Consider the following 13,297-nt stretch of genomic DNA (forward strand, 5'->3'; position numbering starts at 1 on the left):
TTCCAAGCGCAGCTGGACAGTGGTCTGCCAATGGTCCGTTTGTTCACCGGACCAAGGCGCAACCTCGACAAGCTCTTTTCCTTGGAAGCATCCCCGCAGCACCAGGGAGGCGGCACTGGTACGCCGCCCGAGCAAATGAAATCTTTCAAGGGCCACTGGCACTACCACTCGTAGGTCTTCAGGCCATCAACGGCATCCCAGTCCCGATCCAGGCGCACCCAGCCATCGAGCCCCTGACGCTTGAGCCACTGGCGAATATCAGCGGCACACTGCGGCAGCTCTGCTTCAAGCCCCTCTTGCTCCAAGAAGCGAATGAACATTCCTTCGCCGTAATTGGCGACGATGGCCCAGGTACAGGCGTCCGGCTTTTCACTCACGGCCTGCGCAGTCGGATGGTCCAGGTGCGCAATCGAGATAATTGGCATCGCCATCATGTCGAACCGCCCTTCAGTGATACGGACGCGGTGAGAGTGATCTTCGAGAGTGGCGGGCGTGTCCCCAGTGACCAGGCCCTGGCCGGTGATATCGCAAACGATCTGCTCAAGATTGGCGTACAGCTCGCCTCGTTGCATGGCGATCCCAGTGGCCTCCTCATCACCACCATTCGGGTTGACGGTGCCGGTGAAGATCAAGGAAAAGTTGAGGGGTTGCATACGGGTGTCCTCGCTGTTTGGATTGCTTCCAGGCTATCGCTGACCCGAAGAAACCCAAGCTGAGCCGGCGTGCCTTTGCTGAGCTACTGGCAGCGAGGCCCGTACATGCCTACAAAACCCAGAAGAAAATTCCTCCCTGAAAGCGGTTCTATGCAGGTCGCTCGTTCGGGTTCTTGATCAAGTGCTCGAACAGCACACGCGCGGAAAAACCTTCCAGTTCGGCGGGCGTAATGGGGGAGGGGTGAGGTGCTGCACCTGGCTTCAAAATGCGGGTGCCCTGAGCGGTATGCCAATCGAAAACCATGAAGTGCAACGAGAGGCCACCTCGTAGCTGTGGCAAAGCCTTGAGCGTTTGGGTATGACTGGCATACAGAGCCAAAGCCAGCGCCAGATCACGAGAGGAAGCCCGATCCCGTTTTTCTGGGCGCAGCGCATCGTAATGAGACAAGGCGCCCCCTAGCACATCAACTGGGCTGAGCCCGGCAGCATGCTTCAGCATTTCGCCCGAGCACATAGCGCGATACCCCTCAGGTGTCAGCTGAGCAACCAGACGCGAGCCCTGCGGAATGCTGTAGGAATAGAGCCAGAAGCCTCCCGAGGACGTAACATCTTCCTGACCGGCGTCCAGCACCCACCCAGCGCTCTCAATTTGGGCCGCAAATTTGCGACCGCGTGCTTTTCCAGCCTCGTCCATTGGTGACTCCGCTGTGATTATTTGCGGGGCCAATCCCCGCGAGAACAGGCTTGCATGGAACCGGCGAAACCCAAGGCGAGCAATCACTGGAATTCCCAGGGGAAAAACTCGTTTCAGGATTCAGGCTGCCGCACTAGAATACTGTCTGTATGTACAGTATTGGTTTCGCATCATGATCCCGCTCACTGCCAAGCTCTCGCCAAGCGCCTCAAGTCAACCGCTCCCCCTGGCTGGGCCTGTGAGCTGCGGGTTCCCATCGCCTGCGGCCGACTACGCGGTACCGGATCTATCGCTCGATGAGCTGGTGGGTATCAGGCCGACCAGCTCGATTTTCCTCTTCCGCGCGTCAGGGGACTCAATGCTCGGAACCGGCATCCGCGACGGCGACATCCTGGTGGTGGATAAGGCGAAGGAGGCCAAGGTCGGCGATGTGGTGCTGGCCATCATCGGATGCGAGTTCACCGTCAAGGAGCTGGCCAAGGATGAACAAGGCAATTTCTACCTCGCGGCGGCGAACCCGGCCTACCCGCCGATTGTGCTGGGGGAGGGGGAGACGCTTGAGGTGTGGGGGGTCTGCATCTGGTCGTTGCACCAGATCGGCACAGGCCGGTGAGTTGCGTGGCTTGGGATTATGCGTAATTATTCGAAAATGAATAAATATTCAATACCGGATAAAGGTGCATAATTATGACCCCGACCGCCACCAAGGATCAGCTTCACTTTCCGCGCCACGCCCTTGCCGAGTCTATTCTGCAGGGGTTCGAGAACAACCTGCAAACCGCTACGACCATCTTCGCCCCTCGTCGTAAGGGCAAAACCACGTTCGTGCGCAACGATCTGATCCCGATGGCCAAAGACAAGGGTTTCCTGGTGGCGACAGCGGACCTATGGCTGGACAAGGACCATCCCGAGCGGGTGATTGCACGAGCTTTGCAGGAAGCGATCCATGGAACCGGATTCGTGCGGCGCAACCTCCTGCGCTTTACGAGGCCGGGTCAGGTAATCAGCAGCGTGAATGCCGGCGCGGGCACTGAAGGCGTGACGCTTGGACTGGATCTGGCCGACGACGCGGGCCTGCTTCTCCCGGAGCTGTTCGAGCGGTTCAGCACGCTAGGCAAGGGCAAGGCGCTGCTGATCATCGACGAGGTTCAGCACCTCGCGACGCGCAAGGATTTCGAGACATTCACGGCCACGCTTCGCACGCTGCTGCAGGGCGCGCAAGGGTTGGTTTACGCCGTATTCACCGGCTCATCCCAGCATGGTCTGGCCCGTATGTTTCGTCGCAGCAAAGCCCCATTTTATCAGTACGGCTCCGAGGTCAGCTTCCCGGACCTGGGCATGGAGTTCGCACAGCACCTGGCCGGCATGTTCCTGAAAGCGACCGGGCGCCAGTGGGATGCCGCCGAGGCGTTCTCGCTCTATGTACGGCGCGGCATGATGCCCAAGCACCTGCGCGAGATTTACAACCTGAGCCTGACCCAGAACCTGTCGGTAGCCGAGGCGGATAAAATCGTCTGGGCTTCCATGCTCGATGAAGGCCAATTCTCCACCCTGATCGAGGGCCTGCCGCCGCTGGATCAGGCGTTGCTCGTTGGCATTCTCACCGGCGAATCGCTGTTCTCGGCAGACTACCGAAACCGGCTTGGCGACGGGCTGCCGAGCGGTACGGCTCCGTCATCGGCGCAGGTACAAGCAGCGCTCAAGCGGTTGCAGCGCGCCGAACTCATTGGAAACCTTGAACACGGCACTTGGCGCATCGAGGATGGTGCGCTGGAAAGCTTCCTTCGCCGGACGCTGTTGGACGATGAACAAGACTGATTCGGGCGGCTGGGTACCATGACGATTGCCCTGATCGACGCCAACGCTTTCTACTGCTCGGCGCAGATCCTGTTCCAGCCGTGGCTGCGCGACTTCCCGGTGGTGGTGGCCAGTAACGGTGATGGCTGCGTGGTCAGCCGCAACGACCCGGCCAAAGCGCTTGGTATCAAGATGGGGCAGCCGGTGTTCGAGCTGCGGGAATTGGCCTCCCGAAATCAGGTGAAGATTTTCTCCTCGAACTACTCGCTCTACCAATCGCTCAGCAACCGCATGATGGCCATCCTGGAGGAGCAGTCGCCTCGAATATCCCCGTACTCCATCGACGAATGTTTTTCATGGCTCGATGGTATTGCCGACCCGGAGGCTTGGGGCAGACAGGCACAGGCAGAAGTGATGCAGCGCATTGGTCTGCCGGTGGGTGTCGGCATAGGCCCCACCAAAACGCTCGCCAAGATGGCCAACTGGGCTGCGAAGAAGTGGAAGGCCAAAACCGGGTGCGTGGTGCTGCTGACCGATCCTTTGCGGCAGGAAAAGTTGCTGCGCTATGCGCCGGTGGGCGAGGTTTGGGGGATCGGCCGGAGGCTGAGTGCAAGACTCGAAGCGGAACTGAGCATCAAGACCGCCTGGCAGCTAGCCAATGCCGATCCGAAGCTGTTGCGCCGGTATTTCAGCGTCAACGTCGAGCGCACCGCGCGCGAGCTGTGTGGCATTCCATGTTTCCCTTTTGGCGATGCAGGCCCGGAGCGCAAGCAGCAGATCATCAGCTCGCGGACATTCGGGGAGAAGATTTACCGCTTGGAATCCCTGCGTAGCGCCGTGGCGCATTACACCTCGGTTGCTGCTGGCAAGCTGCGCGCCCAGGGGAGTTTGGCCAACTGCATTCAGGTCTTTGCCCAAAGCAGCGCCTTTGCGCCCGGCGAGCGCTTCAGCGGAACGCGGATCATGGCACTGCCGTACCCGACCGACGACACACGCGATCTGGTTGCGGCAGCTCAGCAAGGGCTCGGCGCGATATTTCGAGAAGGCGTGGCCTATGCCAAAGCCGGTGTGATCCTAAGCCAGTTCGTCGAGCGGGGTGCCATCACCGGCGACCTCTTCGCACCGGCGCCGCGCAGCGGCAGCAAGGCAGTCATGCAGGTGATGGATGCGATCAACGCCAGACAGGGCAGGGGAGCTATTCGCCTCGGCAGCGATCATGAGGGCGGCGGATGGGTGATGCGGCAGAAGCATCTGAGCCCGACCTACACCACCTCCTGGCAGGGATTACCCCAAGCGCGCTGCTGAGGGTGCCTAGCCCTGCTCACCGTTCTTTGCTGGCTTCTTCTCAGCGCGAAGCTCCTTCAGCTCTTCCTTCAGCTCGCTCAAGCTGCCCCTGGCGGTTTCCAGTTCTCTGCTGGTGGACTCAAGCCGCGCCTGCACGGCCTGCAGCGTGATTTGGGCCTGGTGGGCATCGCCGTTGGCACGGGCGGCTGCCTCCTGAGCTGCTGCCTGCTGCTGGCGTGCCTCACGCTCGCGCTCTTCTGCTGCCGACACACGCTGGGTAGCGGCATCGAGCTTGGCGGCGGCGACTGCCGCCTGTTGCTCTGCCGACTGCTTACCGGACAGTGCCTCGTCGAGCGCGGTGCGGAGCCGTTCCACTTCCCCTTCCAGGCGAGGCATGGATTCGAGCCGCAGTTCGGCTCGGGCCAGGGCGTGCTGCGCCGTCTCTGCCACTTCTCGCTCACGGTTTGCCCTGGTGTTGGCTTCCTCCACCTCTTCCTCGGCTTCGCTGCGCACGCGCTCGATCTCCTCGCGGATCTCGCTGATGGTCCCTGCCTGCTGCTCGACCTTGGCGCGGGCTTCGTCCAGGGCGCGGAGGGTCGTGGCCAGCTGCTCGGCCAGCTCGCTATTTTCCTGCTGGCACAGCGTCAGGGTGTCCTCGGCCTCGTTTGCGCGCTCATCGGCGCGAACGGCGGCTTCGCCGGCTGCTGCGCGGACTTGCTCGGCAATGAGCTGGACGATGCGAGGGTCCAGCTGAATCTCCGGCGCCGCCACTGAAGGCTTGCGTGCACGCCAGCTGGCGAGCAGTGGGGTGATCTGGTTTGGCGAGCCCCCACCAAGATAATCGCGCACGGAGCGCACGGAGACGCGGCTGCCTGAGGCCTCAAGGGCATCTGCTGCAGCGAAAACCCTATCCGGTGTGATGTTGGCCATGGTGTGCTCCGTAACGAAATAACAGATAACGAATAACATAATAACACATAACGTTATTAATGCTGTGATTATTGGAGCCGATACAACACCGCCGTGCTACTGCAGGGTTGCTGATCAGGCGTTTGCTACTCACGCTCTTATCGCTGACGCATATGTCGAGTCGGCGTGGGGCGAGCCCAGCGCTCAGGTGGCGCCGCAGATCCCGCGAATTGCCAGTACCGCCCATAGAGGTGCCCGGCGCGCCGAGGCCAGCCGTGGGCAGCGCGTCAGCGAAATGGGGGTGTCGGGGCTCATCGGTCAGCCGGGCTTGGGTTTCCCAGAAGTAGTGTTCTCCTGATGTCAGCACTTCAGGGAGGCACCATGCAGCTCAGGGCTTACCAAAACGATCAGGTTTCAGATTTGCGTGAGGGAATTCGCCAGCAATTCCTCGTGCAGATGCTCATGAGCCCTACCGGCTCGGGCAAGACCGAGGTCGCGAAATACGTCATCGCCAACGCGGCGGCAAAGCAGAACAAGGTCTGGTTCATAGTCGATAGCGTCAAACTGCTTGATCAGACGCTGGCGCGCTTCCACGCCGATGGCATATATGCCGGCGCAATTCAGTCGAATCACCCGTGCACCGACTACACGAAAGTGGTTCAGGTGGCGACTGTTCAGTCTCTCGGGCCGCGCCTGGACTGGTTGCTGAGAACTCAGCCGCCCAAACTGGTGGTGATCGATGAGGCGCACGTCCTGTTCAAGGCGCATCAGGATCTGATCCAGTGGTGCCGCAAAAACAAGGTTCCGGTGATCGGATTGAGCGCAACGCCGTTCAAGCGGGGGCTCGGCAAAATCTATGACCGTTTGGTCAACCGCATCAGCACTCAGCAGCTGACAGAACAAGGCTTCCTTGTCCCAGCCGAGTGTTACGCCCCGCATGTGCCTGACCTGAAAGGTGTAGGAACATCGACTGACGGCGATTGGGCGGAAGATGAGCTAGCCCGCGTCATGGGTGGCGCGGATATCCTGGGCGACGTTGTAAGCCACTGGAAGCAACTGGGCGAAAACCGCCAAACCCTTGTATTTGCCTGCAACGTCCATCACGCCAAGCAACTTGCCGAGTCGTTTTTCAATGCGGGCGTGATGGCCGCGCACATCGACGGATACATGCACGCCGACGAGTCCGACGAGATTATTCGGCTCTACAAGGCTGGCAAGATTAAGGTGCTGGTTTCAGTGGGGATGCTAGCCAAGGGGTTCGATGATCCCAGGACCTCGTGCATTGTGATCGCCCGCCCGACCAAGAGCCTGATGTTGCACTACCAGATTCTGGGACGGGTTTTGCGGATATTCGAAGGCAAGACCAACGGCATCATCATCGACCATGCGGGGAATCTTCTGCGTAACGGGCTCCCCACTGACCCGCTACCAGATCGGCTCGACATGGGTGACGGTGACCCGGTAGACCGGGCCAAGCCGGATAACAACCCTGACAAGGAAGCTAAGACCAAGCCGTGCCCCACCTGCAGCTTTGTGATGACCGGGTTGATCTGTCCCCGCTGCGGGTTCGAGATCAAGATCGACGCCGGCGTGGAAGTAGCAGCTGGCGTTCTGGTTAAATTGGCAGACCGCAAGACCAAGCTGGCCCCGAACACGAAGCAACACGCTTACGCAGAGCTGCTGGGGTATGCCCAGATGAAAGGCAAAAGTCCTATGTGGGCGCAAGGCGCCTATCAGGCGTTCATGGCTGAGCCAATCCCGCGCGAGTGGGTGAACACGGTTGCGTCGGTGCCGCCAGGCGAGCCGATGCAGCAATGGGTCAAGGGCTACAACGTCAGGCGTGCGAAGAGTAAGCGGCGCGCATGAGGGCCTTGGGATTTTCCCTACCAGGGGCAAGCTATCTGCAGTCAATCGGCATCAAGGAAATTGCTGTGCACTGCTACCAGAAGCGACTTACTGCTTACGCACTCCTAATGGCAACACTCACTGGTTGCGCCAACCACGCTGCGCCGAGCAGCGTGCCGACCACCCAAGCGGCGCGAGATGCCGTCACCACACCCGTTCGGCCGATCCCGGTCTACATCCTGCCCAGCTGCAAGACCCATGCAGGGGTACGTCACTGCCAATGGATCGAGCCGCGCGGCCACGCGCCGAACAGCGAGGCACGGCCAAAAGTGGAGTCGGGCCAGGGCATCGCAATCTGAGCCAATGGGCTCTCGAAACAGAAAACTGCATTCCAACAAGCACAGGAGATACCGCATGACTCGACAGGAACTGGTAAAGGCCGTTGCAGAGCGGGCAGGCCACAGCCAAACCGCTGTAAACGAAATTCTCAACGCCATGATTGGGACGATCCAGGACACCGTGGCTGCAGGGGACAAAGTGGTACTGGTCGGCTTCGGCGCTTTCGAGCCGGTGAGCCGGCCTGAGCGCGATGGGCGCAATCCTCAGACCGGAGCGAAGATCACCATTGCCGCATCGACGACCCCGAAGTTCACCCCCGGAAAGGCGTTCAAGGATGCCGTCAATCAGGCGGGAAAATGAGTATCCATGAGGAAATTCAGCGGGTCATCGCGGCCCCTGACACCAGCCACTGGCTGCGTGATGCGCTAATCGCGGCGTCCCTGCGAGATCCTGTGGACGCCGCCAATGACGCCGAAGTGTTGAGCGATCTGATGTCCCGACGCTGCGCGCAGCTTCTGGGGGGAGGGGAGGGCTAAACCTACAACAATCGTGCTGCTTTAGCCCCTTTTGGTGGTGGCTGCGTATGGGACCATACCGCCACCACCAAGGGGCTTTTTCATGTCCATGATTCCTTGCGGCAAGACCACCGGCGCCGGTCATTTCACAGACTTAGCGAGCCACGCCTGGATGATTCTGACTTTCCGCCATCGGGGCGCGGGGCTTGATCTGGGGGGCGCGCACATGCTGCTACTCGGCATCGTCGCGAGCCTTGTCGCCGGAGTAACTGCGCTGCTTCCGGTCGCCATCGATCAAGTTGAGTTCTTGGCGTTCTGGGAAGCCGCTCTGGTAACCGGCATAGCGATCTGTGTGCTTTACGTTGTGCTCGGCCGGCGAAGCTCGGCAGCCATGATCGTTCTCATCCTGTTCAGTGCGACGGTGGAATTCGCCCTGCTGCTGCTCTTCGAGAGCCCCCATCTGTTCATCCTGGTGAGCAAGCTCTGGTTCATCAGCGCTCAAGCCGTCTTTGTCCTCCGTGCTGATCGTGTCGCGGTCAGCTGCCAGTAATCCCAGGCGAATTTTTCTCTGTGAATCCGACCCACGAACAACAACCGATCATCGACTATCGCGGGCCATATCTCGTTGTGAAGGCGTATGCAGGCTGCGGAAAAACGGCAACGCTCGAAGCCTTCGCCCACGCCAACACGTCGATCAAGATTCTGTACCTGGCTTACAACAAGGCCATCAAGGATGAGGCCATGGCCCGATTCCCTGACAACGTGATCTGCAAGACAGGCCATCAGTTGGCATGGCCGGGCTTTGGCACCCGGTACGCCCATAAGCTGGGCAATCCGAAGCTCACCGATGTCTCCAAGCTACTTGCGACACGCGATTGGGGGTTCGTGCGGCACGTCATGGCCGTCTTCAACAACTTCACCAGCAGTGCAGAACCGGAAATTGGCATGTGCCATTTCATCGCGGCTCTCTCGGACGAAGAGCGAGACGCATACGGAGATTCACGCATCGAAAAACTACTCAACGGGGCGGGGGCAGTCTGGGAGGCCATGACCGACGAGAAGAGCGCTTTTGTCTGCGCGCATGACGCATACCTGAAGCTGTACCAGCTTAGCGATCCGCAGCTCGACTACGACTGCATCCTGCTCGATGAGGCACAAGATACAAACCCCGTCCTTGGAGCCATAGTCGCCGGCCAGCGTGGGCAGAAGATTTTTGTAGGGGATAAATGGCAGCAGATCTACAGGTGGCGCGGCGCGGAAAACGCCCTGGATAAGCAGATCGAGCAGGGCGCCGAAGCGATGTACCTGACCAACTCGTTCCGCTTCGGGCCGATGATCGCTGGCGTTGCCAATGCCATTCTGCGGCTCCAGGGCGAGACACGCCCACTGGTTGGGCTAGGGCCGGCTGACAGAGTGCAGACCTCAATGTCCGGGATACGCGGCCAGTACACCATCCTGAACCGCACCGTGACAGGTGTGCTGATGTCTGCCATCGACTCCGTAGCCAACGGACTCACTGTGTTCTGGAACGGCGGAATCGAGGCCTACAATCTGTCACAGCTCGAAGATGTCTACTACCTGAAGACCAACAAGCACAGCCAGATCCAGGACTATCGGCTCAAGCACTTCAAGTCATACGAGGCATACACCGACGCTGCTGAGGCGAGTGAAGATCCCGAGATGCTTCGCACCATGCGGATTCTGAAAACCTACGGTGACATCCCCCGACTGATCTCATCGCTGCGTCAATGCACGGTCGATGACATCACCGAAGCTGACGTGGTGCTGAGCACTGCGCATCGAGCCAAGGGCCTGGAATGGGATGTAGTGCTGCTGGAGGAAGATTTCCCGGACATTTTCGATGAGGAACGAGTAGACCCCTCGCAAGTAGGTGATGAGCTGAACCTTCTGTATGTGGCCGTGACGCGCGCGCGACGAACCCTTGTCATCAATTCCATCGTTCAAACAATCATCGTTCGAGCACACAGAGCGGCGAAGAGAGGGCTGCCTGCAAGTAGAGAATCCCTCCATGATTGAGCTATTTGTTGCCCTGCTGCTGGTGCCTGCATCGGTCATAACCATCTGGGACCTGATGATGCACAGGCTTGCACCCAGTGCGCGCAAACTGACGCGGCTGACGGGCTATATCGGGGTGCCAGTACACGAACTGTCTCACGCATTGGTCTGCGTGCTGTTTGGTATGCGGATAACGAAGATGGCGTTCTATCAGCCGAACAGTGCCACCGGCACGCTAGGGTTCGTCGAGTACCGCTATTCGCCGTACTCAATGAAGCATGCGCTCGGGATGGCCTTGCAGGGCATTGCGCCGCTTCTCGCCGGAGCCGTCATCGTGGGGCTTCTGCTGGCCAACCGTGGGCCAGCTGAGCTGCCGGATAGTGGCGTAGGACATATCGTGGGGTGGCTTGGCGGAGTAGTCGTAGGTACCGCTCTCGCAGCCTGGGCTCAGGCCATGACCGGCCCGGTGGGGTTAGGTGCTGTGCTATTGGCGACAATCATCAGCATGCACGCAATTCCGAGCCTGGCAGATATCAAATCCGGCTTGCGGGGCTTGATCGTATTGGTGGGGTTTGCAGCAGCTGTAGCTGTGGCCATCGATCTGTTCTGGGTGTACGGGCCAGACGTAGGCAATGATCTCGACAGCATCGTTCGAGTGGTGACGCTCCAAATAGAAAGGGGCATGTGGGGAGCCCTTTACGGGGCCGTGAGCTTGGTCACCTTGACGATCCTCGGCGGGCTGGCACTCATCGTGATCCCCTCTCTGTGCCTGCAAGTAGTTCAGTTCATCAGAGGGGCGCGCGGCGATATCTGAGTGACCAACGAAGGTTGTCCTGGATCTACTCGCCACCTTGTTCAGGAGCTTGGTCAACAGTAGGTCCACACGCCCCGAGCGGGGTCACCCAACGCCCAAAAGCAGGGGTACCTTGGATGTCCTCTGCCGGCCACATCTCAACCGAACCATCTTCAAACTCGACTCGCCAACCGAGTACCTTCTGCAGCTCTGCCATGTGAAATACCCTTAACTGGAATGGTGTTCGATACAGGCCGTTTTGCTCTCGAAAACCAGCTCGCTGCCGGTTAAGTCTAGGGGGATGCGAAGCCGATCCGCGAGGCGCACAAATGCATTGTCCTGGCCGTTGATGAGCATGTGCCCGGCGCACTGCATGTCCGTCTTCTTGTGGCAAACAAACGAGTCAGCGGCCAGTATCTCGGTCATCCGATCTTTGCCCAGCCAGCCCTGCAAGGTGTCCTTGCGAAACGGGCAATCCCGGCACGGCTTCTTGATGTGTGGCAGCTTGGACATGGCTCGGCGGTTTCCACGAAATGTTGAGATAAGTCGAGCGTAACGGCACTTTGCGTAATCCCAACTCCATGCTGGCATTCTCCCATAGCCCGCACACATGGAAGGCCTGAAAGGTCACCACCTTTTGGTCAGATAACTAGGGAAGCGCGTCCCAAGACCTTCAGTCCCGTGGGTCGAGTAATTGGTTGCGCTGAAGCCGAGCCCCATACTCCCTGAGTGGGTCAGGATCTTGTGTGCCCCCCTTGTGAAACCCATCCAGGCGATGGCATGATGCTCTGGCGCAAGCTGTGCGCTGAACAGCTAAAGATCTCTTGCAGACGTGCAAACGTCTCGCACTCCAAGTGTACCGAAAGGTGCCGCTCCAGAAATCAATCACCCACGCATGCGCGTTGGTGTTTGTTCCGTGCCTAGCACGGGTCGAAGCTGACGACTCATTCAGCCCAATAGCCCTTGCGGGGAATCTCCGTAAGGGGGATTTCTCCGCTCAAATCTGGAGTAGAGAAATGGAAAAGCAGCACGTAATCAATCTGACGAAGTTCAAGGCTACTGCCGAGATGGAACGTTTCGGCGTTCACGATTTGTCGGATTGGAAACAGTTTCAGGAAATCCGAGATCTTCTGTATTTCCCGACCCCTCCCTCGCCGGAGATTATCACCAGTCGCGTTGAGCGCCTGGGTGAGATCGCCCTGCAGGAGGCTAAGAAAACGGGTGCGGTTGACGTTCTGGTCGCCTGCCCGCCTTGGATGAACGCTACGCTTTGCCGTGAGCTTCTGTATCACGGCCTCAAGCCAGTGGTGTCTTTCACCAAGAAAAACCTTGAACAGGGACATGTCCTTGTTTCTCTTGTAGCAGCTGCATAAGCCGCAACAAATAACCAACCTACCCATCGGGGGAGATATCCCCTATGGGAGTTCTCCGTCTTTGGGCAACTTGCTTTTGAGAATGGAGAAATAAAATGCAACTGAATATCCAAGTTGGAATGAAAGAGTTTGGCTTCCAATCCGATGCAACTGCGCCGGCTTTTTCGCCAAACCACAATCTTTCGCAACACGTTGAGCCAACAAAGCCGTACTTCTTCAGGAAGGAACTGCTTTCTCAGTTTATGAGTTGGCTTTACGCCCCGGCAGGTGACAGCTGTTTGCTCGTCGGCCCAACGGGTGCCGGTAAGTCTTCGCTCGTCGAACAAACGTGCGCGCGACTCAACTGGCCAAGCATTACCGTCTCAGCACATAGCCGCATGGAGATGCCGGAGTTGACAGGCTACAACCTGCCAGTAACGGACCCTGTGTCGGGCGATCTGAACACGAAATTCGTGGACGGGCCGCTCACCAAGGCTATGCGACATGGGCTCGTGTTCGTCCTGGACGAGTACGACACCCTCGATCCTTCGGTAACGGTGGGCCTCCACGCGGTAATGGAGGGGCGTCCACTGGTGATCGCTGAAAACAACGGCGAGGTCATTCGGCCACATGCCAATTTCCGTTTCGTCGCTTGCGGCAACACGGCAGGGCAGTCGGATGAGATGGGGGTTTATGCCGCTACGATGCAGCAGAACCTGGCATCGCTCGACCGATTCCGAGTGTTCGAGGTGGAATACCTTGAGCCGAAGGATGAAGTTGATCTGGTCGTTAAAGCCGTACCAGGGATAACAAAGGAAATCGTCGAGAACATGGTGAAGATTGCAAATAGTGTTCGTGATCAACACCAAGGTAAAGGCGGTAACTATCTCAGCGTTACAATGTCCACTCGGACTTTGTTGCGTTGGGCTCGGATTGGCAATGGATATACATTGGCCAAGAAGAAAAACCCGTTGAAACTCGCTCTGCAAGAGTCGCTGCTTAATCGCTGCGACAAAGTGCAGAAGCTTGCAATCGATAAGATGGCAAGCAGCGTGTTTGGTAACGACTGGCCGGTTGAAGTAGATAAACCGTTCTAATCG

Annotated in this window: 17 protein-coding genes; 12 read left to right on the forward strand and 5 right to left on the reverse strand. The window is 58.7% G+C overall.

What is annotated here, in order from left to right; translation table 11 throughout:
* Positions 1–161: 161 nt before the first annotated feature.
* Both ACN0VI_RS13105 and ACN0VI_RS13110 read right to left on the reverse strand, forming a co-directional pair.
* Positions 162–653, reverse strand: coding sequence for a hypothetical protein (locus ACN0VI_RS13105; protein WP_279648781.1), 492 nt, complete (start codon positions 651–653; stop codon positions 162–164).
* Between the two features lie 148 nt (positions 654–801).
* The gene (locus tag ACN0VI_RS13110) at positions 802–1,347 is read right to left on the reverse strand and encodes a hypothetical protein (protein WP_417447087.1); all 546 of its coding nucleotides are present in this window, start codon (positions 1,345–1,347) and stop codon (positions 802–804) included.
* Between the two features lie 172 nt (positions 1,348–1,519).
* Here ACN0VI_RS13110 and ACN0VI_RS13115 point away from each other — a divergent pair, with 172 nt between their 5' ends.
* The 3 genes from ACN0VI_RS13115 (at position 1,520) to ACN0VI_RS13125 (ending at position 4,449) form a co-directional block, all read left to right on the forward strand.
* Positions 1,520–1,960 carry a LexA family protein gene (locus ACN0VI_RS13115; protein WP_237145165.1) on the forward strand — a complete coding sequence of 147 codons (441 nt, stop codon included), beginning with the start codon at positions 1,520–1,522 and terminating at the stop codon, positions 1,958–1,960.
* Between the two features lie 74 nt (positions 1,961–2,034).
* Positions 2,035–3,165, forward strand: a complete 1,131-nt coding sequence (locus tag ACN0VI_RS13120; protein ID WP_237145166.1) for a hypothetical protein — start codon at positions 2,035–2,037, stop codon at positions 3,163–3,165.
* 18 nt (positions 3,166–3,183) lie between these two features.
* Entirely contained in the window at positions 3,184–4,449 is a 1,266-nt protein-coding gene (locus tag ACN0VI_RS13125; RefSeq protein ID WP_417447088.1) for a Y-family DNA polymerase, read from the forward strand.
* 6 nt (positions 4,450–4,455) lie between these two features.
* Here the strand turns inward: ACN0VI_RS13125 and ACN0VI_RS13130 are convergent, their stop codons facing one another.
* Positions 4,456–5,358 carry a DNA-binding protein gene (locus ACN0VI_RS13130; protein ID WP_181087037.1) on the reverse strand — a complete coding sequence of 301 codons (903 nt, stop codon included), beginning with the start codon at positions 5,356–5,358 and terminating at the stop codon, positions 4,456–4,458.
* Positions 5,359–5,694: 336 nt separating this feature from the next.
* Here ACN0VI_RS13130 and ACN0VI_RS13135 point away from each other — a divergent pair, with 336 nt between their 5' ends.
* From ACN0VI_RS13135 to ACN0VI_RS13165, 7 genes are all read left to right on the forward strand, one after another.
* Entirely contained in the window at positions 5,695–7,203 is a 1,509-nt protein-coding gene (locus ACN0VI_RS13135; protein ID WP_172693571.1) for a DEAD/DEAH box helicase, read from the forward strand.
* A complete protein-coding gene (locus tag ACN0VI_RS13140; protein WP_417447089.1) occupies positions 7,178–7,600 on the forward strand; it encodes a hypothetical protein in 423 nt (140 codons plus the stop codon). Before ACN0VI_RS13135 ends, ACN0VI_RS13140 begins: the two co-directional genes overlap by 26 nt.
* Positions 7,597–7,881, forward strand: a complete 285-nt coding sequence (locus ACN0VI_RS13145; protein ID WP_114249791.1) for an HU family DNA-binding protein — start codon at positions 7,597–7,599, stop codon at positions 7,879–7,881. The genes ACN0VI_RS13140 and ACN0VI_RS13145 overlap by 4 nt, the downstream gene beginning before the upstream one ends.
* Complete coding sequence (locus ACN0VI_RS13150; RefSeq protein WP_114249792.1) at positions 7,878–8,057, forward strand: hypothetical protein; 180 nt, start codon at positions 7,878–7,880, stop codon at positions 8,055–8,057. Before ACN0VI_RS13145 ends, ACN0VI_RS13150 begins: the two co-directional genes overlap by 4 nt.
* Before the next feature lie 82 nt (positions 8,058–8,139).
* Positions 8,140–8,586 (forward strand): hypothetical protein, encoded by a 447-nt coding sequence (locus ACN0VI_RS13155; RefSeq protein ID WP_417447090.1) that lies wholly within the window; start codon positions 8,140–8,142, stop codon positions 8,584–8,586.
* Between the two features lie 20 nt (positions 8,587–8,606).
* Entirely contained in the window at positions 8,607–10,073 is a 1,467-nt protein-coding gene (locus ACN0VI_RS13160) for a 3'-5' exonuclease (protein WP_417447091.1), read from the forward strand.
* Positions 10,066–10,866: a hypothetical protein gene (locus ACN0VI_RS13165; protein ID WP_417447092.1), complete on the forward strand. Its 801-nt coding sequence runs from the start codon at positions 10,066–10,068 to the stop codon at positions 10,864–10,866. The genes ACN0VI_RS13160 and ACN0VI_RS13165 overlap by 8 nt, the downstream gene beginning before the upstream one ends.
* Positions 10,867–10,891: 25 nt before the next feature.
* On the opposite strand, the gene ACN0VI_RS13170 is transcribed toward ACN0VI_RS13165, so the two are convergent.
* Both ACN0VI_RS13170 and ACN0VI_RS13175 read right to left on the reverse strand, forming a co-directional pair.
* Entirely contained in the window at positions 10,892–11,062 is a 171-nt protein-coding gene (locus tag ACN0VI_RS13170) for a hypothetical protein (RefSeq protein WP_417447093.1), read from the reverse strand.
* Positions 11,063–11,073: 11 nt separating this feature from the next.
* Entirely contained in the window at positions 11,074–11,358 is a 285-nt protein-coding gene (locus ACN0VI_RS13175; protein ID WP_417447094.1) for a DUF6283 family protein, read from the reverse strand.
* A gap of 503 nt (positions 11,359–11,861) precedes the next feature.
* Here ACN0VI_RS13175 and ACN0VI_RS13180 point away from each other — a divergent pair.
* Both ACN0VI_RS13180 and ACN0VI_RS13185 read left to right on the forward strand, forming a co-directional pair.
* Positions 11,862–12,218: a hypothetical protein gene (locus ACN0VI_RS13180; protein ID WP_019406499.1), complete on the forward strand. Its 357-nt coding sequence runs from the start codon at positions 11,862–11,864 to the stop codon at positions 12,216–12,218.
* 95 nt (positions 12,219–12,313) lie between these two features.
* Complete coding sequence (locus ACN0VI_RS13185) at positions 12,314–13,294, forward strand: AAA family ATPase (RefSeq protein ID WP_417447095.1); 981 nt, start codon at positions 12,314–12,316, stop codon at positions 13,292–13,294.
* The last annotated feature ends 3 nt before the right edge of the window (positions 13,295–13,297 follow it).

Origin of the sequence: Kangiella sp. (genome assembly GCF_048265365.1) — a bacterium.
Taxonomy (GTDB): Bacteria; Pseudomonadota; Gammaproteobacteria; order Enterobacterales; family Kangiellaceae; genus Kangiella.

Coding starts and splice junctions, on each gene's coding strand:
- ACN0VI_RS13105 (WP_279648781.1), bottom strand. CDS start 653: ATGCAACCCCTCAACTTTTCCTTGATCTTCACCGGCACCGTCAACCCG.
- ACN0VI_RS13110 (WP_417447087.1), bottom strand. CDS start 1,347: ATGGACGAGGCTGGAAAAGCACGCGGTCGCAAATTTGCGGCCCAAATT.
- ACN0VI_RS13115 (WP_237145165.1), top strand. CDS start 1,520: ATGATCCCGCTCACTGCCAAGCTCTCGCCAAGCGCCTCAAGTCAACCG.
- ACN0VI_RS13120 (WP_237145166.1), top strand. CDS start 2,035: ATGACCCCGACCGCCACCAAGGATCAGCTTCACTTTCCGCGCCACGCC.
- ACN0VI_RS13125 (WP_417447088.1), top strand. CDS start 3,184: ATGACGATTGCCCTGATCGACGCCAACGCTTTCTACTGCTCGGCGCAG.
- ACN0VI_RS13130 (WP_181087037.1), bottom strand. CDS start 5,358: ATGGCCAACATCACACCGGATAGGGTTTTCGCTGCAGCAGATGCCCTT.
- ACN0VI_RS13135 (WP_172693571.1), top strand. CDS start 5,695: ATGTCAGCACTTCAGGGAGGCACCATGCAGCTCAGGGCTTACCAAAAC.
- ACN0VI_RS13145 (WP_114249791.1), top strand. CDS start 7,597: ATGACTCGACAGGAACTGGTAAAGGCCGTTGCAGAGCGGGCAGGCCAC.
- ACN0VI_RS13150 (WP_114249792.1), top strand. CDS start 7,878: ATGAGTATCCATGAGGAAATTCAGCGGGTCATCGCGGCCCCTGACACC.
- ACN0VI_RS13155 (WP_417447090.1), top strand. CDS start 8,140: ATGTCCATGATTCCTTGCGGCAAGACCACCGGCGCCGGTCATTTCACA.
- ACN0VI_RS13165 (WP_417447092.1), top strand. CDS start 10,066: ATGATTGAGCTATTTGTTGCCCTGCTGCTGGTGCCTGCATCGGTCATA.
- ACN0VI_RS13170 (WP_417447093.1), bottom strand. CDS start 11,062: ATGGCAGAGCTGCAGAAGGTACTCGGTTGGCGAGTCGAGTTTGAAGAT.
- ACN0VI_RS13175 (WP_417447094.1), bottom strand. CDS start 11,358: ATGTCCAAGCTGCCACACATCAAGAAGCCGTGCCGGGATTGCCCGTTT.
- ACN0VI_RS13180 (WP_019406499.1), top strand. CDS start 11,862: ATGGAAAAGCAGCACGTAATCAATCTGACGAAGTTCAAGGCTACTGCC.
- ACN0VI_RS13185 (WP_417447095.1), top strand. CDS start 12,314: ATGCAACTGAATATCCAAGTTGGAATGAAAGAGTTTGGCTTCCAATCC.